Origin of the sequence: Paenibacillus sp. EKM206P, assembly GCF_011066155.1 — a bacterium.
Classification (GTDB): domain Bacteria; phylum Bacillota; class Bacilli; order Paenibacillales; family Paenibacillaceae; genus Paenibacillus; species Paenibacillus polymyxa_D.
The window spans coordinates 72,086-96,362 of record NZ_JAAMNQ010000018.1; the positions used below are offsets into that span (position 1 = coordinate 72,086).

At 45.7% G+C, this 24,277-nt stretch carries 28 protein-coding genes and 1 riboswitch; of the genes, 3 read left to right on the plus strand and 25 right to left on the minus strand.

Annotated features, from left to right (window positions below):
• Positions 1–44 precede the first annotated feature (44 nt).
• Positions 45–605, minus strand: coding sequence for an aminoacyl-tRNA hydrolase (gene pth / locus G9G53_RS24045; protein WP_165150742.1), 561 nt, complete (start codon positions 603–605; stop codon positions 45–47).
• A 196-nt stretch (positions 606–801) separates the two neighbouring features.
• Here pth and G9G53_RS26855 point away from each other — a divergent pair, with 196 nt between their 5' ends.
• On the plus strand, positions 802–1,002 hold the full coding sequence (locus G9G53_RS26855; RefSeq protein ID WP_029519375.1) for a hypothetical protein: 201 nt from the start codon (positions 802–804) through the stop codon (positions 1,000–1,002).
• A 67-nt stretch (positions 1,003–1,069) separates the two neighbouring features.
• Here the strand turns inward: G9G53_RS26855 and G9G53_RS24055 are convergent, their stop codons facing one another.
• The 13 genes from G9G53_RS24055 to G9G53_RS24115 form a co-directional block, all read right to left on the minus strand.
• The gene (locus G9G53_RS24055; RefSeq protein ID WP_013308125.1) at positions 1,070–2,023 is read right to left on the minus strand and encodes a ribose-phosphate diphosphokinase; all 954 of its coding nucleotides are present in this window, start codon (positions 2,021–2,023) and stop codon (positions 1,070–1,072) included.
• A gap of 59 nt (positions 2,024–2,082) precedes the next feature.
• Positions 2,083–3,480, minus strand: a complete 1,398-nt coding sequence (gene glmU / locus G9G53_RS24060; RefSeq protein ID WP_165150744.1) for a bifunctional UDP-N-acetylglucosamine diphosphorylase/glucosamine-1-phosphate N-acetyltransferase GlmU — start codon at positions 3,478–3,480, stop codon at positions 2,083–2,085.
• Positions 3,481–3,825: 345 nt separating this feature from the next.
• Positions 3,826–4,113 (minus strand): septation regulator SpoVG, encoded by a 288-nt coding sequence (spoVG, locus tag G9G53_RS24065; RefSeq protein WP_007428016.1) that lies wholly within the window; start codon positions 4,111–4,113, stop codon positions 3,826–3,828.
• 175 nt (positions 4,114–4,288) lie between these two features.
• The gene (purR, locus tag G9G53_RS24070) at positions 4,289–5,116 is read right to left on the minus strand and encodes a pur operon repressor (RefSeq protein WP_029519376.1); all 828 of its coding nucleotides are present in this window, start codon (positions 5,114–5,116) and stop codon (positions 4,289–4,291) included.
• A 181-nt stretch (positions 5,117–5,297) separates the two neighbouring features.
• On the minus strand, positions 5,298–6,152 hold the full coding sequence (gene ispE / locus G9G53_RS24075) for a 4-(cytidine 5'-diphospho)-2-C-methyl-D-erythritol kinase (protein WP_029519377.1): 855 nt from the start codon (positions 6,150–6,152) through the stop codon (positions 5,298–5,300).
• Positions 6,153–6,296: 144 nt separating this feature from the next.
• The gene (locus tag G9G53_RS24080; RefSeq protein ID WP_007428013.1) at positions 6,297–6,476 is read right to left on the minus strand and encodes a small, acid-soluble spore protein, alpha/beta type; all 180 of its coding nucleotides are present in this window, start codon (positions 6,474–6,476) and stop codon (positions 6,297–6,299) included.
• Between the two features lie 162 nt (positions 6,477–6,638).
• The gene (gene veg / locus G9G53_RS24085) at positions 6,639–6,920 is read right to left on the minus strand and encodes a biofilm formation stimulator Veg (protein WP_013308120.1); all 282 of its coding nucleotides are present in this window, start codon (positions 6,918–6,920) and stop codon (positions 6,639–6,641) included.
• Positions 6,921–7,121: 201 nt separating this feature from the next.
• Entirely contained in the window at positions 7,122–8,018 is an 897-nt protein-coding gene (gene yabG, locus G9G53_RS24090; protein ID WP_023986432.1) for a sporulation peptidase YabG, read from the minus strand.
• Positions 8,019–8,073: 55 nt separating this feature from the next.
• Positions 8,074–8,958: a 16S rRNA (adenine(1518)-N(6)/adenine(1519)-N(6))-dimethyltransferase RsmA gene (gene rsmA, locus G9G53_RS24095; RefSeq protein ID WP_165150746.1), complete on the minus strand. Its 885-nt coding sequence runs from the start codon at positions 8,956–8,958 to the stop codon at positions 8,074–8,076.
• Positions 8,959–8,965: 7 nt separating this feature from the next.
• Positions 8,966–9,511, minus strand: a complete 546-nt coding sequence (gene rnmV, locus G9G53_RS24100; RefSeq protein WP_013308117.1) for a ribonuclease M5 — start codon at positions 9,509–9,511, stop codon at positions 8,966–8,968.
• 146 nt (positions 9,512–9,657) lie between these two features.
• Positions 9,658–10,806, minus strand: coding sequence for a 3D domain-containing protein (locus G9G53_RS24105; protein WP_029519383.1), 1,149 nt, complete (start codon positions 10,804–10,806; stop codon positions 9,658–9,660).
• A 271-nt stretch (positions 10,807–11,077) separates the two neighbouring features.
• A riboswitch (cyclic di-AMP (ydaO/yuaA leader) is annotated at positions 11,078–11,360 on the minus strand.
• Positions 11,361–11,561: 201 nt separating this feature from the next.
• Positions 11,562–12,332, minus strand: coding sequence for a TatD family hydrolase (locus G9G53_RS24110; protein ID WP_029519385.1), 771 nt, complete (start codon positions 12,330–12,332; stop codon positions 11,562–11,564).
• A gap of 42 nt (positions 12,333–12,374) precedes the next feature.
• Complete coding sequence (locus G9G53_RS24115) at positions 12,375–13,658, minus strand: HD domain-containing protein (protein WP_029519386.1); 1,284 nt, start codon at positions 13,656–13,658, stop codon at positions 12,375–12,377.
• 331 nt (positions 13,659–13,989) lie between these two features.
• Here G9G53_RS24115 and G9G53_RS24120 point away from each other — a divergent pair, with 331 nt between their 5' ends.
• On the plus strand, positions 13,990–14,244 hold the full coding sequence (locus G9G53_RS24120; protein ID WP_007428005.1) for an AbrB/MazE/SpoVT family DNA-binding domain-containing protein: 255 nt from the start codon (positions 13,990–13,992) through the stop codon (positions 14,242–14,244).
• Positions 14,245–14,368: 124 nt separating this feature from the next.
• Here the strand turns inward: G9G53_RS24120 and rsmI are convergent, their stop codons facing one another.
• The 10 genes from rsmI to G9G53_RS24170 all read right to left on the minus strand — a co-directional run bounded on the left by rsmI (position 14,369) and on the right by G9G53_RS24170 (position 22,300).
• Complete coding sequence (gene rsmI / locus G9G53_RS24125) at positions 14,369–15,250, minus strand: 16S rRNA (cytidine(1402)-2'-O)-methyltransferase (protein WP_029519388.1); 882 nt, start codon at positions 15,248–15,250, stop codon at positions 14,369–14,371.
• The gene (locus G9G53_RS24130; protein WP_029519389.1) at positions 15,247–16,002 is read right to left on the minus strand and encodes a tRNA1(Val) (adenine(37)-N6)-methyltransferase; all 756 of its coding nucleotides are present in this window, start codon (positions 16,000–16,002) and stop codon (positions 15,247–15,249) included. The genes rsmI and G9G53_RS24130 overlap by 4 nt, the downstream gene beginning before the upstream one ends.
• Before the next feature lie 91 nt (positions 16,003–16,093).
• Entirely contained in the window at positions 16,094–16,468 is a 375-nt protein-coding gene (yabA, locus tag G9G53_RS24135) for a DNA replication initiation control protein YabA (RefSeq protein WP_025722558.1), read from the minus strand.
• A 27-nt stretch (positions 16,469–16,495) separates the two neighbouring features.
• Entirely contained in the window at positions 16,496–17,296 is an 801-nt protein-coding gene (locus G9G53_RS24140) for a PSP1 domain-containing protein (protein WP_013308110.1), read from the minus strand.
• Between the two features lie 138 nt (positions 17,297–17,434).
• Positions 17,435–18,430 carry a DNA polymerase III subunit delta' gene (gene holB / locus G9G53_RS24145; protein WP_165150748.1) on the minus strand — a complete coding sequence of 332 codons (996 nt, stop codon included), beginning with the start codon at positions 18,428–18,430 and terminating at the stop codon, positions 17,435–17,437.
• A gap of 161 nt (positions 18,431–18,591) precedes the next feature.
• Complete coding sequence (locus G9G53_RS24150) at positions 18,592–19,035, minus strand: YaaR family protein (RefSeq protein ID WP_013308108.1); 444 nt, start codon at positions 19,033–19,035, stop codon at positions 18,592–18,594.
• A 197-nt stretch (positions 19,036–19,232) separates the two neighbouring features.
• Positions 19,233–19,562 carry a cyclic-di-AMP receptor gene (locus G9G53_RS24155; RefSeq protein ID WP_007427998.1) on the minus strand — a complete coding sequence of 110 codons (330 nt, stop codon included), beginning with the start codon at positions 19,560–19,562 and terminating at the stop codon, positions 19,233–19,235.
• A gap of 74 nt (positions 19,563–19,636) precedes the next feature.
• Positions 19,637–20,284: a dTMP kinase gene (tmk, locus tag G9G53_RS24160; protein ID WP_029519390.1), complete on the minus strand. Its 648-nt coding sequence runs from the start codon at positions 20,282–20,284 to the stop codon at positions 19,637–19,639.
• A 103-nt stretch (positions 20,285–20,387) separates the two neighbouring features.
• Positions 20,388–21,971 (minus strand): aminotransferase class I/II-fold pyridoxal phosphate-dependent enzyme, encoded by a 1,584-nt coding sequence (locus tag G9G53_RS24165; protein ID WP_165150750.1) that lies wholly within the window; start codon positions 21,969–21,971, stop codon positions 20,388–20,390.
• A 143-nt stretch (positions 21,972–22,114) separates the two neighbouring features.
• Positions 22,115–22,300: a sigma factor G inhibitor Gin gene (locus G9G53_RS24170; RefSeq protein ID WP_023986422.1), complete on the minus strand. Its 186-nt coding sequence runs from the start codon at positions 22,298–22,300 to the stop codon at positions 22,115–22,117.
• Between the two features lie 399 nt (positions 22,301–22,699).
• Here G9G53_RS24170 and G9G53_RS24175 point away from each other — a divergent pair, with 399 nt between their 5' ends.
• Positions 22,700–23,227, plus strand: coding sequence for a hypothetical protein (locus G9G53_RS24175; RefSeq protein WP_165150752.1), 528 nt, complete (start codon positions 22,700–22,702; stop codon positions 23,225–23,227).
• Between the two features lie 365 nt (positions 23,228–23,592).
• Here G9G53_RS24175 and G9G53_RS24180 read toward each other — a convergent pair whose 3' ends face one another.
• On the minus strand, positions 23,593–24,012 hold the full coding sequence (locus G9G53_RS24180) for a hypothetical protein (protein WP_013308104.1): 420 nt from the start codon (positions 24,010–24,012) through the stop codon (positions 23,593–23,595).
• Positions 24,013–24,277: the final 265 nt, after the last annotated feature.

Sequence of the window (24,277 nt, forward strand, 5' to 3'; positions counted from 1 at the left end):
TGTCCAACAATCTTCCATTTAAGCCCGTCTGCCTACGTCTAAACTTACTTGTTGAATTCAGCCATCGTCCGTTCAAACGGATGACTCAAGCTGTATTCTAAGGCGTTGCACGTGTCCTCGATCATTCCGGCCAGCAATTCTTTTTCCTTCTTTGGAAAGGTACCTAGAACATAATCGACAATAGCATGTCCAGGCTCCGGGCGGGAAATGCCCATGCGAATCCGATTGAAGGACTGCGTGCCGGTATGTTGAATGATCGATTTAATGCCGTTATGGCCGCCTGCGCTACCTTGATAACGCAATCTTATTTTACCGACTTCTGTATCCAGGTCATCGTACACGACAACCAGATCTTCCATATCGGCCTTATAATAGTCCATATAAGCACGTAGAGGCTCGCCTGATAGATTCATATAGGTCATTGGCTTAATCAGTACAGTTTTCACGCCACCAATGTGGCCCTCTCCAATCAACGCCTTGCATTTGCTTTGGTTAATCTGGATGTTATGACGCGAGGCAAGAGCATCCAATGCCATAAATCCGACATTATGTCTCGTTTTCTCGTATTGGGGACCGGGGTTACCCAATCCTACAATCCACTTCATAACCTTGACACCCTCTTTCACAGTCTGGATTTTTTGGTAAAATAGTTGTATTGAGGATTTTGCAAAAATCTAATAAGCGACTTTCAATGAACAATATATAGATCGAAATGGTCTAGTTCGTCTATATATTGCACTTTGGAGCGACTGGAATCGAATTTTGCAAAATCCTGTTATGAATAGGAAGGTGCGTGCCGGTATGCTCAATCAAGGTGATATCCTCTTATATGACAGCCATTTTCTATATCATTTAAAACATTCCGTTCCTGTCCAGGTTTATGACGGGAATGTACATATCCAGATTGGCATCGTTGCGCGTTTTAATGAGCATTTCGTCGAAATAGAGGACACACTATACAATCGTCAACGTTTCACATTCATATCTCGCCCAGGCTTTTAGCCTGACATGCTGATAGGGGTTACCTTTTCCACATGGAAAAGGCAACCCCTTTTTAATGAGCCAGCGCTTATTCGATTTCAAACAGTTTGCTGATCGACAATTCTTCATGCACACGGATGATAGCTTCTCCCATTAATGGAGCCACAGACAATACCTTCAGCTTGCTTGTCGGATTCGGGTGAACGATCGGGATCGTATCCGTCACAACCACCTCTTTTAATGGCGAATTCTCCAGTCTTTCCATCGCAGGACCAGACAATACGGCATGTGTACAACACGCATACACATCTTTTACGCCGCCTTCTTTAAGCGCATTTGCACCTAATACAATCGTTCCGGCTGTATCAATGATATCATCAATTAAAATAGCCGTTTTACCCTCAATGTTCCCGATGATGTTCATCACTTCACTGACATTTGGCTCTGGACGACGCTTATCAATAATAGCGAGCGGCGCACTCAGGAAGTCCGCCAGCTTGCGCGCACGAACAACCCCGCCATGATCGGGTGAAACGACAATCGGGTTCTCAATTTGCTTGGAACGGAAATATTGGGCCAGAATTGGTGCTCCCAGCATATGATCCACTGGAATATCAAAGAATCCCTGAATCTGCATCGCATGCAAATCCATACTGATTACGCGGTGAGCCCCCGCCTTTTCAATCAAGTTAGCGACAAGTTTCGCTGTAATCGGATCGCGAGAACGAGCTTTACGATCCTGACGAGCGTAACCGTAATATGGCATAACGACATTGATACTTTTGGCGGAAGCGCGTTTAAGTGCATCAATCATAACCAATAACTCCATCAAGTTGTCGTTAACCGGCAGACAAGTTGACTGCACAATATACACATGGCAGCCGCGTACGCTTTCCGACAGCTTAACCTGGATTTCACCGTCACTAAACGATGTGGTATGGGATTCCCCCATTGGGATGCCGATGTAGTCCGCAATCTGGTGGGCTAACTTCGGATTGGAGTTACAAGTAAATATTTTGAGTTTGGAATCGCAATAAGTCATTAATAGAAACCCTCCGTGCTGGTTCATTCATTACAGATTCAACAGCTTGCTGATTAAGGTCATTCCGATCTTTTCTTCTTCGCTTTGGCACGTGCGCGGATTTTGTCCGCATATCCGACTTTGTTCTCTTGACGTGGTCTGGCAATAGCCAGATCGTTATCAGGGACAGCATGTGTTACAGTGGAGCCTGCTACAACATAAGCACCTTTTCCAATCTTAATCGGGGCGATCAGATTCACATTGCTGCCAATAAAGGCATCGTCTTCAATTTCTGTAATGGATTTATTATATCCATCATAATTGACCGTTATTGCCCCGCAGCCAATATTTACATTTGTACCCACCTTGGCATCACCGACATAGCTCAAATGAGACACCTTGGAATGATCTCCAATGGTCGCATTTTTCACCTCAACAAAGTCACCAATTTTCACATGTTCGCCAAGCTTCGCGCCTGGACGCAGATAAGCAAACGGTCCCACAGATGTACTGCTTCCCACTTCCGCTTCGTTCAACACCGAATGTTTTACCGTTGCGCCTGAATGGATAATCGTATTCTGAATCTCAGCCTGCGGACCAATCACACAATCTTCTCCGATTTGTGTTTGACCATGCAGCCATGTGTTCGGGTACAGTACCGTATCGGAACCAATAACAACCTCGCTCCCGATATAGGTAGAAGACGGATCAATGACAGTGACACCATTCAGCATATGCTTGCGAACGATGCGCTCACGCATATAACCCTCAGCTACCGACAAAGCGACTCTGTCGTTAACACCGATGGATTCAGACACATCATCTGTCAAATACGCCTCAACCTGTTCACCTTCACCATGCAAAATACCAATGACATCTGTCAGGTAATATTCCTGCTGTGCATTGGTGTTCGTTACCTTGTCCAGCGCTGCAAACAGCTTGGCATTGTCAAAGCAGTACGTTCCCGTATTGATCTCCCGGACAGCATCCTCCTCAGGTGAACAATCTTTCTGTTCCACGATCTTGAGCACGGCCCCGGAAGCATCACGGATAACTCGTCCATATCCTTTCGGGTCGTCCAACTCAGCGGTCAAAATCGTCGCAGCTGCCCCACGGCTCTCGTGCAATTGCACCAAGCCTTCTAGCGTTTCCGCTGTGATCAAAGGAGTATCCCCACAAATGACAATGGTTGTACCCTTTTCCTGACCGAGCAAGTCCTTGGCTTGCTTAACAGCATGGCCCGTTCCCAACTGCTCTGCCTGAAGCGCATATTCTGCCGACGGTCCCAAATAAGACTGTACCGCCTCTGCTCCATGACCCACGACGACTACACTTCGGGACACACCGATTTCACGAACCGTGTCGAGCACATGCCCAACCATCGGTTTTCCGCACACCGGATGCAGAACTTTATATAATTTGGATTTCATACGTTTTCCCTGCCCTGCGGCAAGAATGACTGCCAACCTTTCCAACAAGTCCAACCTCCTATCCTGAAAATAACAGTTACCCCTTGGCTAAAACGTTAATTCCCAGATCAGATTTTGCTTAACTTTTCACAATCCTCCTGAAAAATAACGGCGAACCTTTGGTTAATGGCTATTTTTTCAGGCCAGCTTGTGCTGGACATTCATCCCCGGGACGCATCGCTGCCTAGTCCCTGTCTTATGAAAAAGCCGCTTCGGCAGCCCGGATGGCTCCAAGTTGCCTTAAAACTGACTGTTAACTCACTAAAGAATATATCTCATTCCAGACAAAAAGAAAAGAGAGCCACAGTTAGTGGCTCTCTTTTTCTTTTGTTCCCCAATCCTGCTTTAGGCGAATTAAGCGCCTTCTTCAATAGCAACTTCTTCATCCACAGCCGCACGTTCGTACTCAGTCAATACAGCAGCTTGGATCTTCTCACGGGTTCCTGAAGATATCGGGTGAGCGATATCGCGAAACTCTCCGTCTGGAGTTCGTTTGCTTGGCATAGCTACGAACATCCCGTTATTACCGTCGATAACTCGGATGTCATGAACAACGAACTCGTTATCAATCGTAATGGATGCAATCGCCTTCATTCTTCCTTCTGAGTTCACTCGGCGGAGTCTAACATCCGTAATCTGCATGTGTGTTTCACCACCTTTTTCCAAATAGGACTTGGTGTATACATTCCACACAGCAGTTCGAAATCCTTCTTTTTTTCGGCAATTCGTATCCTAAATTCAGGTAATTTTTTTGAAAAGATTTCTTTTCGACATATTTAGGTATTTTATGATGGATTGTGACAATTTACAGCCCTGTTCACTCATCAAAATAATTGCCCAGCTTGACCGTAATTTGCTTGCTTCGAGAATCGACTGCGGTCAGATTCGCCAGTGAAATATAATCGTGCAGCAGGCGCTCTTCGTTCTCCACCTCGCCCGATTCTACCAGCACACCTACACCGGCCACCTCAGCATTAAACTCAGCCAGCAAGTCGACCATCCCCTGAATCGTGCCACCGGCCTTCATAAAATCATCTACGATGAGCACACGCGATTTCTCACGCATCGCACGTCTGGATAAAGACATCGTATGCAGGCTCTTTTGTGATCCTGAAACATAATTAATACTTACAGCCGAGCCTTCTGTTACCTGATGATCACGCCGTACGAGAACGACTGGCAAATTCAGCTGTGCTCCGGTTGCATAGGCAAGTGGAATACCCTTGGTCTCCACCGTCATAACCACATCAATCTGACGATTGGCAAAGGCGGTCGCGAATATTTTACCAGCTTCGTTCATCATCGCAGGTTGGCCCAGCAAATCGGACAAATACAGGTATCCTCCCGGTAATATGCGGTCAGGCTGCTCCAGTTGCGCACACAGGTCGTTCGCAAACGCAAGCGCATGCTGCTTGGAAAGCCTCGGGATCAGTTTCACGCCCCCTGCCGCTCCCGCCAGCGTCAGAAGCTCGCCAGTACCTTCATCCTCAAATACTTCCTTGATGATGGCCAGATCCTCGCTTATGGACGACTTAGCTGCCCCGTAGCGATCCGCAAAATGAGTAAGAGGCACCAGCGTATGCGGCCGTGACAATAAAAATTGCGTCATTTCAACCAATCGTGAGCTTCTTTTAAGTTTTTTCACAACAATTCCTCGCGATCTATTCTCCTGCCGCCCGCTTCGTACAGTAAAGCACCGGCGGACTGGCCGGTTGCTGGCGGAATGTAAGTGATATAGTGAAATCCGAATATTTAATAGTAAATATATCATCTTCGTACGTATTTGTACAACAATTGCCACTATAATAAGAAAGAAATATCTAAAATCAGGTCAAAAGTCGTACTGCGTACACATCTTTACAAAACCCTCTTAGTCCATTGTAAATCCGTGGCACTTTGGCTTCCTTCGATACTAGTCCGAACACCGTAGGTCCACTACCTGACATCAGCACACCGTCTGCTCCTAAGCGGATCATGGAGTTTTTAAGATGCTCTACCTCTGGATACAGCTTTAGTGTTACATCCTCCAGTACATTCCCCAGTGCGTTGCATACATCGGTAAAAGAAGCGTTACGGATCGCATGCTCCATCTGGCGTGCAGACGGGTGGTGCGTAATCTGATCCGCTTTGACACGACCGTACACTTCAGCCGTCGATACATTAATCGGCGGCTTCGCAAGGATCACCCAGCATTGTGGCGGATTCGGAAGTGGCTTGAGCAGTTCTCCGCGTCCACTCGCTAAAGCTGTACCCCCTGTAATACAGAAAGGTACATCTGAGCCCAGCTCCGCACCCAGCACCCTTAATTCGGCATCCGAGATACCAAGCTTCCATAGCTTGTTCAGTCCACGCAGCGCTGCGGCAGCATCACTACTTCCACCCGCCAACCCTGCTGCCACCGGGATATGCTTATCCAGATGGATGTGGACGCCCGTAGACACGTTATAACGTTCTTTGATCAGACGCGCAGCCTGAAAAGCCAAATTCTTTTCATCCAATGGTATGTACCCGGCTTGACTTGAAATAATAATGGTATCACGCGGTAACTCAGACATCGTCAATCGGTCAGACAGATCGACCATGGTCATAATCATTTCGACCTCGTGATAACCATCGTCCCGTTTACGTAGAACATCAAGCATTAAATTGATTTTCGCCGGTGCTTTTTCATATATTTTCAAGGCGTTCACCCACCTTCAACTTTTCCCTCAAGACAGCTTAACATATTATATCAGACTCAGCGTGTCAAGTCATGAGGTTCAAAAAAGCGGAGATGACCCGGTCTAATCCCGGATATCCCCGCTTTTCATCAGCACCACCGATGGCTACGATTTGCGAGAAGCAGCCTGCTCAGCAAGCTGGATGGCCCGCTTGACCATATTGCCCGCATCCTTGGCTTTAATGCCTCCCCAGCCTTCTTCCTTGACCGTGTCGTAAAATCCCAGATCTTTGGCCAGCTCGTACTTTAGCTCCTCCGACATGACACTCCGTCTTCTTCGGCTCATACATACGCCTCCTTCGGCAATGGAATAAGGAAGATCATTCCCGGCTTAGTATGTGCAGAGATGTCATGCTTCATCCTGCTCTGTATATACAAAACGGCCCCGTCATTTGAAATGACGAAGCCGTCGTTAAACCTGCAAAGCTGGTATAAATCACGAAATGAATTAAGGTGTTTCAAAATATTCGACTACACTTGTATGGGAGTCGGGATCATATACGCTGACTTCCACCGACTCGGTAAGGATGTCAGCATAGCTGTAGGAGACACGTTTAAACGTCTGTTGCTCCTGATCCAGCTTGACGATAAAAACAGAAGGGTACGTTTCTTCCAAGACACCAGTTCGTTCGACGGTCTTACGGCGTCCGCCGTTAGCCCGCAGCAAAATTTTTTGCCCTACATGTGCGTCGAGACTGCGTTTGATTTCCAACAGCGTATTTTTAGCCATTGCCTAACGACCACCTCTTTCCTTGTCCATTATAACGAATTTTAGAGGGATTGTCAAATCGAGCTAAATATTATAACAACACGAAAAATAAGTTGTCAATTTAATTTTTTGCGAACAGGAATAATTTATATAAAAAATGACAAAAAGCCTCTGAAAGCAGAGGCTTTTTGTTCAAGTCAATCCTATTGGCACATTTGAATCCTAGATTGCAGAAGGCGTTACTTTAAGCGTTGACAAATTTTCAAGCTTCGGCAGGCCGATGCGATAGCTTCCTCTGGTTTCAATTCCACCCACTCCGCGACTGCCGCTGATTGTCTGGTGAAACAGGTCCCCCATATTCACCGTATCTCGGATCGAAGTAAAGGCCGCCTTGGCAGCCACGTAAACGGGGTCCAGCGCGTGAATCAGGATACGCCCTGGTGAGCTGGCGAAGTTCGCTCCCGCACGCAGCAGCGCCTCAAAATGGGACTGGCACGCCCCCGCTACAATGGTCAGCGAATCCAGATGACGTTCATATTGTCTTGCTACCTGAATTGCCGCCACAAAATTTTGCGAATTTTTATAACTTTTCAAGCTGTACAAATCGTAAGGCTGTGGCTGCTTTAGCACGCCATCATGTCCGGTAATCACTACAATATCCGGACGGATACGGGGAAGCAGCCGGTACAACGTATCCGCCATTGCCGATTCATGAACGTGATGTCCCTCTGCAGGAACACGGAGCTGTTCATATAAACTGAGACATTTTTTCAAATAGCCGGGATCTCCATCCAGATGAAGAACCTTTCCCGGCATTTCAAAATACGTTGACTCGACTGGATCACTCCAGTCCCCAACCAGAGCTGCCTGACTACGAGCAGCTTGCTGCTGGCGTGCCCGTTGCAACAGATTAAGAGACTCACCAGCCTTAATGTGAGCCTGCTGAGTCTTACCGCTAATCTGGTCTGCAGGCACTCTGACCAGATCGTTCACCGGGGAATCGGCCAGCAACCGAAATTCTATTCCCTTAATGATCGCTTTATCCCGCTGGATGTCCTCAACGCGAAACGTGACATCTCCGCCGTACGATTTCCGAACGACCAAGTCTCCTAAACTCATCACACTGTATCACCCCTCGTATATCGTATGGGTGAATGCACAGTTTGGTTCCAGCTTAGGATATACCTGCTTCCACCAGAACAGCACTGAGACGCGCAAATTCCTCAATACTTAGCGTTTCTCCTCGACGGGAGGGTTCAATACCAGCTTGTTGCAACAACGGCTCCAACGTGTCCTTGTTCTCTTTGGTGAAGAATCGGCTTTTTAAGTTATTGGAAATCGTTTTACGACGCTGGGCAAAAGCAGCATGAACCACTTCAAAGAAGTGCTTCTCATCCACCACTTCCACCGGAGGGGCTTCCCGTACACGCAACCGAATGACTGCAGACTCCACATTTGGCTGGGGAATAAATACTGTATTCGGTACAATACAGACTAATTCAGGTACGCTGTAATATTGTACTGCAATGCTCAGACTACCGTAATCCTTCGTTCCAGGAGACGCAGCCATACGCTCAGCCACTTCTTTTTGGATCATAACGACGATATTCTCCAAAGGGAGCTTGTCCTCCAGTAGCCTCATCAGAATCGGTGTAGTAACGTAATACGGCAGATTAGCCACGACACTTACTTTACTCACGTCTGCAAAATCAGCTGCAAACACCTCGCGTAAATCCAGCTTCAGCACGTCTCCATGACGTACCTTCACATGCTCATAAGGGGCCAACACTTCTTCGAGAATTGGCAGTAGCCGCTGGTCAATCTCGACAGCGGTAACTACCTTGGCCGATTGCGCCAGCTTCTCAGTCAAAGCGCCAATCCCAGGACCAATCTCAAGTGCGCCCTTCGTCTCATCCAATCCGGCAGCATTCACAATCTTATTGAGAATATTTTGATCAATCAGGAAATTTTGTCCCAAACTCTTTTTGAACGAAAAACCGTGCCGTTGAATAATTTCCTTTGTACGCCGCGGTGTTGCTATATCTTGAATTCCTGTCATACGGATATCACAATCCTTCACTTTCAATTTGTGCCAGCGCTCCGGCAAATTCCTCGCGGCTGATCTGAAATACAGAGAGCCGTTTATGTAGCTGCTTTCCGTTACAATAACCAATACCCAGCACATTCCCTAAGGCCATACGGCGTGCAGCAGCATTGGGGTGGGTGATAAGTCCAGCATCAATCAGGTCCGCCCACTCAATCAGCGGGTCGGCGCCTTCTACTGTCGTATGAACCCGTGCGAGAGCGTGTCTGATCGCTTCCGGTGAGGCATTCTCCACACCAATATCTCCTTTGCGCGTCGCTTCTGCCTCGGGTATAAAGGCCTGCTTGCAGCCGGGTACCTTGGAAGCGATAATCTTACGGATGCGCTCCCCTGCATGATCGGGATCGGTTAAAATGATGACCCCCCGCCGCTCCTGCGCCAATGCAATTTTACGCAGCGTCATTTTATTAATGGCTGAGCCGCCAGTTTCTATCGTATCCGCTTCAACAGCGCGGCGAATGGCCACCGTATCATCCCGGCCCTCTACCACGATCACTTCCTTGATCATTTGCATTTCCCTCCACTGCTACACAGCAAGCTATATTTATCTTTCCCTGCTTTTGAAAACAAAATAAGAAGAGGATATCCTCTTCTTAGCATGGCATAACTATGTTGTTAATACTATCGCATTGCCCTCAACATACACAACCTGTTTTAGTTGATTTCAGGCTTTACCGGTCCGATAACATATACGGTTTTACCGTGCTTACGACCAAATTGGTTGGCTCGGCTCAAACTCTCATAATACACATCGATTTTGTGGCCTTTAATCGCGCCACCGGTATCCTCCGCACGGCGGAAGCCCACCCCTTCGATATACACCCACCAGCCGATTGGAATTATACTCGGATCGACAGCGATGGTACGGCCTTCCGTCACGCGCGTGCCGGATGCAGTACGTGTACCGATACCTGGCTCCTGTGAGGAATACGCCGTCATGGAGACATTTTGTAAAACTTTGCTATATTTAAAATTGACGCCTGCTTTACGGACAGCACTGCCCGAACTAACCGTTGTTGTCTTAACCGCATCATTGGGACCGACGGAAGCAGCAAGAACGACCGGCTTTTTCTTCGTTCCTACCGCAATAACCTTATCCACACGGTTCTGTGCAACTTCCTTGTTAACCAGCTGTTTGGATACCAACTTTCCATCATGATATACCTTTTGAACGTGCTGGACTACCACACCCGATTTGCCGCTTTGAATGACCCGATTATCGCCTTTATAAAGACTTGGATCAGCCGTTTTGATGACCTGATAAGGCACCTGTTTTTTCTGTTCGACCTGCTGTTTCTTCACACGGACGATTTTTATGTCCATGTTAGACGAAACAGAGGCATCCAACGCAGGATAAACTTTATCCGTTGACGATAATTTATAGCCCGAGGTACGAATGGCACCTTCTACTGTATTTTCTGTTGTGTACAGCTTTTTCGTCTCATTGCCTGAAGATACTTTAACTTGATTGGCACGTTTAATGACTACGCGGTCCCCATCCTGTACTGCTCCATTTAGCGGCATAGAAATTGTATCATGCGGCTGAAGTGAAATGGAATGCTCGCTCAGCAAATCTTGAAGCTTGGATTCCCGGGTTTCTACCGCAGATGCCTTGCCATCAATGACAAAAAAGACTTGTTTTTTAGATTGCGTGTACATCAGAATTGAAATCATAATCGTTAGCGCGATTAGAAAAATAGCAACCAAAGCAGCCTGGCGCACATTCTCTTGCTTCCAACGCAATACGTAAGACATGCTGGATGAGCGTGACTCATGGGTCTCCTCTTTTTGGAAAATGCCCATTTCCTCCGTCCTCCTTACATAGCCCGCCGTCTGGAGTATGACATAGTTGAGATTTGACGTGACTATAACAGATTTTCTACAAGACAAGCCCAAACTGCGACTGTCCTGCACCATGTACCCGTCTTCGCGGCATGCTGTCCTCCCCTGTTTAACCACAGTATGATGACAGATTTTCTTTTATTCACAACAAAAAAAGCCAAAGAAAGAGACTAGAGAGCTCTTTCGTGGCTTCCGGCATGTGTGAATATGCGGGAAAACTCATGCACGAGATGGCTTCTCTCTTGTTACGCTTACGGGGTTAGCTGTCGGGTTCGGACGTAGAGAGTCGCCCTAGCTTGGGTCAACCGCTCATGGCGGTCGCCTTCACATTCACCCCGAAGACCCAGAAAGAAATCGAAATACGGCTCCTCCACCTGTTCAATCCCATCCGGGAAAAGAAATTAGGTCGAGCCGGCTGGCGGAAGGGACGTTCCCTTCTTGCACATACGCCGGACGTACTGTAAGCCATATCGGTTCCCCCGTTCCCTGTAAAAGGGACTCAGCGAGACTGGTTCATGAAATGACTTGTTGATGTTTACATTCAAACAACAATTCACTGAAAAGATGATATCCTGTTTCTATGCATGTTGTAAAGCAGGTTTCAAGTACATTTTTCAAAATATTCGGTTAAAATATTGTAATATTCTCGAGTTTCCTGCAACAAATTCATGATTAGCTTCGTCTATCTCTTTATTTTGATCGATTTCTTCGCTTTTTTATTGAATGTCAAATCGTTCCAAGGCATTTTGGGTCGTTATTGACACTAATTCCTCCACTGTAATCCCCTTGATTTGGGCTGCAGCCTCTGCTACCAGTCTCACATGCGCAGACTCATTTCGCTTCCCGCGAAATGGATGCGGCGTCAGGTAGGGCGCGTCCGTTTCAATGAGCAGACGGTCCAGTGGCACCTGTGCGAGCACCTCTTTTGGCTGCTTGGCATTTTTAAACGTTATTGGACCACCGAAGGAAAGGTGAAATCCCATATCCAGCACCATTTTGGCTGTCTCCCAGCTCCCAGAAAAGGAGTGCATGACTCCGCCAATCTCACTCGCTTTTTCCTCACGCAAAATCCTAACAATATCTTCATGGGCATCCCGGTTATGAATAACAATGGGCATTTTGAGCTCACGAGCCAGACCAATTTGATTTCGAAACACCCGATGCTGAATATCCTTCGGTGATGTATCCCAATAATAATCCAGACCGATCTCTCCGATGGCTACGACCTTCTTATGACTACATAACGATGCAATCCATTCTAAATCGTCCTCTTGCATTGTAATCGCATCCTGTGGGTGCCATCCAACTGCCGCATAAATAAAATCATACGTCTCGGCCAATTTCATGGTGGATGGAATGGTCTCACGATTAAATCCGATATTGATCATCCGCGTTACTCCTGATTCGACAGCACGTGCTATAACTTCTTCACGATCTTCGTCAAATTGTGGCGCATCCAAGTGAGTATGAGTGTCGAATAAATCCAAGGTTTACATCTCCTTTTTTTACTTACATTTCTATATAGTTGTCTATTCTTTGACAAAATAATTCCTTATTTCGGCAGGAAGCCTGTCTTTTACCGCGTTCAATTTATTCTGGGGAAAATACATATGATATTTTCCTCGGTGGATACCACTTATGGAGCGCACAATTTCCGAAACTTCGGATATTTCACTCACCTCGCCCTGACGTCCAAGCAGTAAAATCTGGTTGTCCGTCGAGCCACCCTGCCGAAACACATCATAAGGAAGATCCGTCGGAAAATCAATTTCAAAATCATATTCAGGGTGCAAACCAGCCTCTTCCAAAGCTTTCCGAATACTGTCAATGGTATCTGTATCCATATTTTCAATCTCTACATATTTATACAATCTACGGTCCATAAAGCGGCTGCTCAAATCACTTAAAATTTCGTCTTTTTCTCGTTTCCACTGGCTAAATACGGTCTGAATTAATGACTCATCGAGCATTAGATATTGCTCTACTGTAAGCTCTCCTTTCAACAGATCCGGCAGCGGGTCCAGCAGAAAACCAAACTCATATCCGTTTTTAAACAATTCCTTTGCTCGCTTGAAAATTTTACGTAAAAGGATCTCCGAGCTGCGTGTTACAGGATGAAAATAAATTTGCCAATACATCTGATAGCGTGACATTAAATAATCCTCTACTGCATGCATGCCTGATTCCTTCACAACAATTCTCCCATTATGAGGACGCAACAGTCGTAAAATACGGTCCAAATCAATCGTGCCGTAGTTGACACCTGTCGAATGAGCATCCCGCAACAAATAATCCATACGATCGGCATCTAGCGGACTGGTCACCAAGTTAACAACAATCGGCTTATCATACGTTTTGGCTATAACCGCAGCCACCTTTTGTGGAAGCTTCTCGTCGACTTGCCGTAGCACGGCGTTGATCTTCGTGTCTCCCAGTACAATGCGGCATGTCCAATCCTCATGGTTCATATGAAAGGCTTCCTCAATTGAATGTGAAAATGGGCCATGCCCCACATCATGCAATAGAGCTGCACACAGAGCAACCAACCTTTCCTCTTTCGGCCAATCTGGGAAATCTCCACGTTCAAATTGAGAAATAATACTTCTCGTAATCTCATATACGCCCAATGAATGTGAAAAACGGCTATGCTCCGCTCCATGAAACGTAAGATACGATGTGCCTAACTGCCGTATGCGGCGTAAACGTTGGAACTCCGGCGTGTTGATCAACCGCCATATCACAGTATCCTGAACATGAATGTAATTATGTACCGGGTCTTTAAATACTTTTTCTTCACTGAGTGGCTGGTGCAAGATATCAGCTCCTTTAATATTCGGAATAATGGATTAAAATACAATAAAATCCTAAAGCATTTCCCTCATTCGACATTCTTTGTCGTAATATGTCGAATTATAGTTTTTCGACATTTCCAAATCGACAAATTGAATAAATCATCAATAAGATAAGGCAATGCACATGAGTAAAGCTCTTTAATCTAAATACTTTTGCATAATCAGACTGTTACTACATTTTTTAGGTTGACTGTTTTGGGAATCGTTGGTATAGTAAATATCAGAAAAGAGAAAATTTTGTCGAATCATGACACTTATATTATTTTAAACGGCGAGAGGAGCCTGATTTATTATGATGAAATCCACTGGTATTGTAAGAAAAGTCGACGAGCTCGGACGTGTTGTTATTCCAATCGAATTGCGCCGTACCCTGGGAATCGGGGAAAAAGACGCGTTGGAAATTTATGTTGATGGCGAACGCATCATGCTTAAAAAATACGAGCCTGCTTGTATCTTCTGCGGTAATGCTGAGAACGTAATTTACTTCAAAGGGAAAATTGTTTGCCAAGATTGCATTTCTGAAATCCCAACACCTGTGACAAACTGAGAATTTTAGTATATAATAGACTTATCAGATATTGTTAATTCTAACCTTTTTCATATACACTCCTTGTTGCCTTCCACGGTTTGAACCCAACCGTTGGAAGGCCCTTTTTTGTTTAGGCAGATATTCATAAGAGTGCGTTGTAAACATCTCTCTTGGAGATTGCACGATCTGTGGCTGTACGCTTCATTGCGTCCTTGCGTGTAAGTCCCTCTTGCTCGTAATGTGCGACGTGGGACTCCAAAGATAAGGACTGCCACCATGCCTGACGTTCCTGTTCTTCTTCCTCTTCGTCTTTTCCTTCAACCACTAGACAATACTCACCAATCGGTGGATTTTCCTCTAGTTTAGCAAGGCATTGCTCCACGGTTCCTCGTACCCATTCCTCATGCAGCTTGGTCAGCTCACGCGCAAGCACCACTTTGCGTGAACCTAATGTTTCCTTCAACACCATCAATGTCTTCACAATACGATGAGGCGATTCATAAAAAATAATTGTGCCGTGAGATACCTGAAACGATAGCAACAGCTTCTCCAGGTCCTTTTTCTCCCGTGGTGGAAAACCAGCGAAGGTGAACCTTTCTGTATCCAGTCCTGAGGCAATTAAAGCAGATAGTGCCGCATTCGCTCCTGGGATGGGGATGACGCTAATTCCCGCTTCCAGTGCCAGCTTGACCAGATCCGAACCAGGGTCAGAAATGGCCGGTAGACCTGCATCGCTAACCAGCGCCAAGTTTTTCCCTTCTATTATGTAACGTATCAGTTCAGGCCCACTGGCAACCTTATTATGTTCATGATAACTAAAGAGCATATCCGGTGTGATTTCGAAATGAGTGAGCAGTTTACGTGTCTGCCGCGTATCTTCGGCAGCGATAATACTACACGACTTTAAGGTGTTAATTGCCCTAAAGGTCATATCTTCCAGATTCCCAATAGGTGTTGCAACAAGATACAATTTTCCCCGTTCTTCTTCGCTGTTACTAAAGCTTTTTTGTACAGCTGCTTTCACACAGAATCCCCCTTGCTTACTTCTCCATAGATATCTCTTATCTCCTGAGTATAATTCCCATTTTCCTGATATACAATGAGCGGAGGCAACAAACGAACCTCGGGTTTACCGTCACGTAATGCTTCAACCAGTACCATATTGGCTTCCATATGAACTCGTGGGTGAACAAAACGTATTCTTTTGGGTTCCAAACTATGTTTACGCATCAAGGTTATAATCTCGCCCAGCCGCTGCGGGCGATGAACCATGGATACTTTCCCCCCATTACGGACAAGCCGGGTGGATGCCTGAATGACTTCTTCCAGTGTGCAGTTCACTTCATGACGGGCAATTGCCTGGTGAGGATTCAGCTTGATATCGCTACCATTTAGCGGCATATAGGGGGGATTCACGGTAATCGCATCATAAACACCATGTCCCGTGATGTGAACCAGCTCACGCAGGTCCCCTTCCCGAATCTGAATTGCTGCTTCTAATCCATTCAAGCTGACACTGCGTCTAGCCATATCTGCCAAGCGTGGTTGAATCTCAATTCCTTCAATAGACGCTTTTGTTCGTGTCGTTAGCAGCAGGGGGACAACCCCATTGCCTGTACACAGATCAAGAATCTTTCCACGCTGCGGAATACCAGCAAAACGTGCCAGCAAGACCGCATCCATCGAGAAGCTGAATACTTCATCACTCTGGATAATGCGCAAATTATGTGAAAGCAGATCATCAATTCGTTCAGACTTCTTTTCTTTTTCCTCCATAGTGCTCTCCCATCTTTTATAACCAAAGTCGCTTTTCACTCATACTTCCCTACAAAAAAAGCCGTAGGCATCTTGCTCCTACGGCTTGTTTTTATTTATTCAAAAATGACAGACAGAAGAGGCAATCGCCTTCCGTTCGCAAATGTCCGTAATACACGTTGCATATATGAAATCCTTCATGATACAGCCTTGCTAGATTGTCGTAGCCTTCGCCCACGACCTCACCCGTTTGCCCTTCATCCTTAATGACGATCGGAGGAGGAAGCTTCGGCTTGTTTGCCGTCTTTTCTTCTCCAGAGGTTTCACGTTTGAGCATCTTGCGCACCTGTTCGTTTTCAATCGTTAGTCGTTGATTTTCCTCCAGCAGCTCTTTAACTGCCAGTTTCAATTCACCCAGATCGCTATGCAACTGTCCCATTTGGGTTTCCATTTCGTGAATACGCGCAAAAACATTTAATTTATCCAAGTTTCCACCCCGAAGCAACCTAATGGTTTACTTGACGACTACATCGTCCATTGGAAGTTCCTTGACCTTACTGATCTCAAACAGTTGAACATGCACCGTGCGATGACCTGCATTCACACCTACGACTTTACCTTCCCCCAAAGAGGTGATAACCATCTTACCCACCTGAGGTAGCTCTTCTCGCATACTTTCGTAGTTATCATGTTCAAACTTGAGACAGCACATCAATCTCCCGCACAACCCGGAAATCTTCGTCGGATTCAGCGACAAACTCTGATCCTTCGCCATCTTAATAGATACCGGCTCAAAATCCCCCAGCCATGAGGAGCAACACAGAATACGTCCACAAGGTCCAATTCCGCCAAGCATTTTAGCCTCATCCCGTACGCCGATCTGCCGCAGCTCGATCCGTGTACGAAAAATACTGGCCAAGTCCTTTACAAGCTCTCGAAAATCTACTCGACCCTCTGCCGTAAAATAAAAAATGATCTTATTGCGGTCAAATGTAAATTCTACATCTACCAATTTCATTTTAAGGCCATGGTCTTTAATTTTATTTAAACACGTGCCGAATGCATCCTTGGCCGCTAATTTATTCTCTTCTACCACAAGAGCGTCATCATCCCCAGCAATACGAATGACTTTTTTTAAGGGCAGGACAACATCCGAATCATTTACCTCTTTTTTGCCCACTACAACCTTGCCATATTCAATACCGCGCGCGGTCTCTACAATGACACAGTTTTCTTTCTCCACTGGAAGATCCAGCGGATCAAAATAATAAGTCTTGCCCGCCTTCTTGAAACGGACACCCACTACACTATACAAAAATTAACCCCCTTGTATGCCACTAAACCTCATTTGAAGCCGACATTGTACGAATGGCCGCAATTGAAGTCTCACTGTCGCACAAACCGGGAACCTGGCGTCGCGGATTGTGCAGAGTGGAACAAGCGCGCCTTCCTGTTAGCCGGTGATAGAACCGCTTGTATTGGACAACCCAATCAGAAGCTGCTCCACGCATAACTGCCCGTTGACGTGAAAACGGAGCTTCTTCCTGCAATTCGCGGCCAAATCCATATAAGAGACCCATTGTTCCGTGCTGCGGGTGATTGCCAATTTGGAGACGGACTCCAAATGATCTATGAAAACAATGCTTTCGTGCCTTCCGTAACGGAAATGAAGCATATCCTTAAACCACAAATGAAACAGATGAAACAGAATATCCAGGTGTTCAGAAAGTCCAGTTTTAAAAATCTTCTGTTGAGCCAGAATAATAGACGAGCTCCCCCGACTCATGGACTCCTTCACTAATTGTAACACTACGTTTCTAATTTCTGCAAACCAATTCTGCTGGAGAATTTCTCTACATGATTCCAGTCCTGAAGCAATATGAACGACCGACCGGACAAGCCCTGCCGTATAGCCTTCCCCAATTAATGCCTGCATCATCACCTCCGGCTGTAAAGCGTGGAAAGGAACCTGCTGCGTCCGTGATTGAATCGTAGGCAGCAACGCCTGTCCATTTTCAGAAATGAGTATACCGACCACTGGAATTTGGGGCTCCTCCAGAAATTTAAGTAAGCTATTAGCAGCTTGCACTGTCATGGTATCCGCCTGTCGGATGATATATACCTTCGGATTGGAGCTTTCAGATTTGTAAGAAAATATACGTTGAAGCCCGCGAATCTGATCAATTTTAATCGTAGCTCCATCCGGCTCTACAATATGCAAATCTGGATGATTCCCGTGCTCTACCTTGCGGCATGACAAACACTCCCCACATGCATCGTCCGTCTGTCGCTCACAAAATAAAGCCTTAGCAAAGATCTGCGCCATGTTCATCTGCCCGCTTCCCGGCGGCCCGCTAAAAACATAGGCATGGTTGACCGTATGATTCCGTAGTGCACTTTGCAGCATTTTTTTGGCTACATCCTGGCCCATTATATGTTGAAAAGACATATTTCCTCACTTTCTCCACTGAAAACAACTGTGACCCATCGGCAAATCGTTGTTCTTCCAGGCATGTACATAGTCAAAAATAATCTGCCAGCATGATCAGCAAGCAGATTATTTCTTCGTGGCAATAGCCCGTCTGTATTCATTTATAACATAAGTCTGCATTAAAATGAGAGATTAATTAGCAATCCTCTGATCTCACCGACCCCTTGCAAAAGCTCAATCTTGCCTTGCTCGGTTTCGAGCAGTTCATCTGCCATTTTGAGCAACAGCTCATCCACTTCATCAATCAGCTTATAACGTTTGCTGCGTCCCCGGCGATCCCAGCCCTTCGTGTCCTTCATGGACACGCCTCGCCGAACGGTATCTTCCAAAAACCGTTTAACCAGCATCTTATAGGCCTTCAGCTCACGAATCGTCATTGAACGTGCAAGACGATCTCCCTGCATTTGTATTTCCTTAAAGCGCCGATTCAATTCCTCCTGCGAAGCTTGCTCACCATTTTGCTGCATAACGTCGGAGAAGCTCTTGGGCTGAATTGGCTTTGCACTCATTTCATTTGTAGACAATGTACTTTGTAAAGGGCGATAGCCCGGATTTATTTTCATATAAACCTGCTTTCTCCCCGGATGCTTCCACTTTCCCCCTTCATGAACAGTTCAACCTAGAACTCAGGGTTTCTTCGGCTTTCCGGGGACTGCGCTGTAGCGCTGCCGTTTTAGTAGACCTGCCCTCATTCCCATCATGCAGGAAGATACAGGCGATTCCCCTATCATATCGGCAGAATAGGCCCTATTGTGTAGATTCAGAAATGCTCGAAACGGTCTACAGGCATCACGAATACCGTCGCTCCACCCACCTGCACTTCAACAGGCAACGGTAAATAGGAGTCCGTCGTCCCGCTCATAGGGGTAACGGGTGTGACCAGCTGTTCACGAACCTTGCAACTGCTGCGAATGACGTTCATTAATGAGTCCACCTGATTGTCATCAACACCGATCATAAATGTCGTATTACCTGCACGCAGAAATCCTCCTGTGCTCGCCAATTTGGTAGCACGGAAATTAGCTTTCACCAGTCCGCTGGATAATCTATTACTGTCCTTATCCTGTACAATCGCAATAATCAGCTTCATCCTGTATTCCTCCTTCAAGTCATATTAGAGACAACCTTGTCCCTAGCTCAATTTTACCGTATATCCTTCGACAATTATATGCTAAAATTCTGAGCAAACCGTGTTTTCAGCAAATCCTTCAATACTTGCTCCACCTGCTCTGGCGCCGGAGATGCATCAACAATTGTAATTCGCTCCGGAAATTTGCGAGCCAACTCCAAATATGCCTCTCGCACCTTATGGTGAAACGATATACTCTCCATGTCGAGGCGGTCCATTTCTGCTCCTCGTGACGCACTAATTCTTGCCAATCCCAGTTCGGGCTCAATATCCAGATAAAATGTGACATCCGGCTCCCAATCATCTACCGCAAAGCGATTAATTGAAGCTACCTCTTCAATTCCGATTCCTCTTGCAAATCCTTGATAGACTAAGCTACTATCCACAAAACGATCACATAATACGATAGCTCCCTGTTCAATAGCCGGCTTTACCTTCTCCACCAAATGCTGACGCCGTGCCGCCGCATATAAAAGTGCCTCTGTTCGAGCATCCATACTGGTATGAGCAGGGTCCAAAATGATAGAACGAATCTTTTCGGAAATTTCGATGCCACCCGGCTCCCTTGTCGTGATGACTGGATAGCCTTCTTCCTCCATAAACTTCGCCAGCCGTTGAATCATAGTTGTTTTACCGGAGCCGTCTCCCCCCTCCAGTGTAATAAAAATGCCTTTGCGATTCATGTTATTCCCTGCTTTCCTGTCTGAAAAATAAAAGTCACCCACAGGCTACGTATGCTTCTTTTATTCAGTCTTCTGTATTTGTTAAGTCTCTAGTATCTAATCTTTATTGTAAACGGAATACCCGAATTGTAAGCATACTTTCATCTGCTACCCCGTGCCATTTGGCTCCCAGCTTACGTAGACGACCCATCCGCAGTGCAATCGCTTCTGTGATCGTTTCTCCTGCATATAGCAGTGGAATACCTGGAGGATACGGGATAATCATTTCGGCCGCTACCCTACCAGCGCATTCCTCTACAGGCACCGTCTCCATCTGATCGGGGCTAATCGGTCGAAGCCCAAACGGCACCGGAATAGAGTATCCCTTCATTCTATCATTGTTCCACGTGGAAAAATCTAATTCGAGTCTTTGCTGCTCTTTTTCCGTTGGCCCCGGCTCACCAGCCGTCTCCTTAAATCTTATATCATTATTTATATGCACAAGAGCCTGCAACAGGTGACTCGCATCCTTAGCCGTAGAGCCTAACGTAAACAATAAAACAACATGTTTTTCGTCGCTCATCTCTGGAACACATCCGTAAGTCTCCAATTCGTGCTTGAGTTCAAATCCATCCAGTATACCCCATGCATCATACAGCACCAATTTAAAAGGATCCTGGGTTGAATATCTGCTTATTCCCTCCTCAGCCCTTTCTAGGACCTCAGAGATTCCCCTGTGAGCGTATTCCCCCTCTAGTGCCTGCTGTGTAGGTTCTAACAAGCGAAAGCGCGGGAGCTGCTCCAGGCCCTTTCTAAAAGCATCTACTGCCGCTAAGCCCATGGTAAAAGCATCTGCTCCATACGCCTCTATATACCATCTTGCCAAATCCAATGAAGCCATTAACGGATAAGAAGGGCTAGAGCTTTGCACCATCGCCAGTCGCTGACGAAGTAGTTCCCGATGAATTCTCTTTCCCTGCACATGTAACATGGCCCCCATGGTCATGGCTGGGAGCATTTTATGTGTCGATTGGACGACTACATCAGCCCCACAGGATATCGCAGAGGCTGGCAAACGAGGATGTAGTCCATAATGGGCACCGTGTGCCTCATCTACCAATAGCGGCACATGGGCTGCATGACAAGCCTTAGCCGTTGCCGTCAGGTCATGCCCCATCCCATAGTAATTAGGTAGTGTAAGTAACACCCCTTTTGCCGAAGGATATGTCTTCAGTGCAGCCTTTATTGTATCCGTCGTTGGGGCAACCGCCAATCCGCTCAGTGTATCTATTTCCGGATCCAGGAATACCGCATTAGCCCCTGACAGCATGAGACCGTTCAGGACAGATTTGTGTACATTTCTCTGTACCAGCAGTAGATCTCCCGGCTCCGTACATACAGTTAAAATCATAGCCAAATTACCGACCGTGCTTCCTCCAATTAGCCAAAAGCTCTCTTCAGCACCAAAACACTTTGCAGCCAGCTCTTGCCCTTCACGAATCACATCTTCTGGGTGATGCAAATCATCCAGTCCAGTAATTTCTGTCGCATCAATAGACATCACTTCTTGCAACAGAGATGCAATATTTTCATGCTCATATACTTGTCCATTTTTATGACCGGGCACATGGAAAGAAGCATTGCCCTGAGTCCGGTAACGTATTAGGGCTTCCATTAATGGTGCGTGTACCGCCTTTTTCCCCATCATTCTGCAATCCTTCCAAACAAAGCTTTATATATACCTTATTTTATCGTAAAATCAAGCGGAATCCTACTTTTACTCACAGAAAAAAAGGCCCGTATCGACAGACCTTGAATGCCAATCCTTCAAAGACTAATTAGCAAAGGATATTATGCATTTTTCTGTACCCAGATTTGCTTTAGTTGATCAATAAAAAAATGATATTTGGCATCAGTTGCATCCGTGTGTACCATTTCAGCTTCACACGTATCACAGATAAACTCGGAAACGATAAAAATGCCTTCATGCTTGTGCTGTCCGCATATAATACAGCGGTGGCCGCCTTGATCATGCATATCCATCCCACCTTGTTTCTTTTACTATTAGTATGGGGCACTTTCTACTATTTTAAACCTTTTCATAGCTCAGTTTGACGATATACTCTATATATATTCCTCCTGGGTCATTATGGTGTTTGTACCCCGTATGTTTAAAAAACAGCCGTCTATGCCGATATAATAAGAAAAGCTCTTATGTATGGATACCCTTTCATCGGAGCCTTGAACACTTCATCAGTGATAGCTTTTCCAGTAATTATAGAGTAGGCTAGCTAACACTGGATGTCGATCATTCTGTATTTCTACAAAAACGATTAAATGCTTATTTAAAGCGGCATGAGCGAAGTACCGTCCCTTTTTCCGGCTGTGGACGGGAAGCCACTTGTGATGCAGTAGATTAATGAAAGGACTGTTCGCATGACAGAGGAAACCGGAACCAAAGCTACCTACTATCACTACAAGCTCATTAAAAAAATCAGTATACCGCGTCAACTAGTATGGAGTCATATTTCACTGCCTATTATTATGCTTCTCTTTCTGCTTCTTGCCTTTTCCTGGACTAGCGTGTTTTTGTTTGCTCTTGCCTTTTTCCTTACCTTATGGGTACACTTCGTAATCTCACGATCTGTCCTATACATCGGTGGCGGAGCATCCTTCCGCAAACGTTGGACATTCCACCGTAAGTTACCATGGCTAGGCTATATGACAGACCAGTACATAGGCTATAGCATCTTTCGTCGTGTGCACATACATACCCTCTGGATCGGTATCTGCTTATCAGGCGTATTCATTCTCTGGTCTCCACCAGCCTTTACGGTATCCTTACTCTTCTGGCATCTATGGCTTATTGCACCGCGTCTATACATCCTCAGTCGGCTTACGGGCGAGAGAAAAGACGGCATGTTGAAGTTTACCGATGAAGATGCCTCATATTATCAACAGTAAATCTAACCACTCATATCCGTACAGATAAAAAATTCCGATCTGAACTACCTACAACGATCTAGACTGAAGCAAAAAGGAGCAACCTCAATCGGTTACTCCTTTTTTTGCGACTTAACAACCATAATCGCTTTATTCTCTTATCAAGTAAACTTTCCTCACCTTTATCCTCATTATTAATGTAGAGCAATTATTCAACATGCAAATATATAAAAGGAAGCTACTCCCTACTCAACGGCAGTTCTGAGTGCTTCCCCACATCCAATCTCATCATTCCTCATTATACACAGCATACGATACGCTATGAGTTTACTATAAATATGATCTACATTAAGTCCTATGCTGCTTACCGGTTGAAAACCGTACTCCTAATTAAGATCCACGCTTTTGCTCTTCACAACAGCCTTTCTGTCTTTTGGAACCAATACAGTAAAAGAACCATCATGCACAGACAAATGCACCATGTGTTTATTTTTCTGAAACACCTTCTGATTGGAGGTGGATAGATTCGGTTCCTCAGTCCACCCCCAAGCTGCAATCTCCTCTAGATAAGGAGCAGGTAGACTATCACTTTCCTTCAACGCTGGCAGTGCATAGCGAACATAGTCCATGTCCGAATTACTGCTGGCCCGATCGGTTTTACTAGCTTCTTTGGGAACCGGAAACGTCTTCTCGTTGGCAGCACCCTCAAACGATGTCCAAGAAGGCTCCTCTTCCACGCACCCGGTAAGAATCGCGACAGCGACACTGAATAGCACCAATAGAGCAAGCCATTTATTTCGCCGCATGATCTTCCCTCCTTACCAGCCTGATTGATTATACAAAAATCCTATGATGGAGTTTGCATAATTCTGCAACAATGCAGCGTGTGTGTATGGGATTCAATACCTATATTATACAGGGTTTACTCTTACATTCCGTAACAAAAATGTTACCTTCCTTTTGTAAGGATATTTCTAAAATATCCGTATATGCAAAAGAGGACCATGATCTCATTGAGATCATGGTCCTCTTTACTTGTTGCTTGGCGACGTCCTACTCTCCCAGGACCCT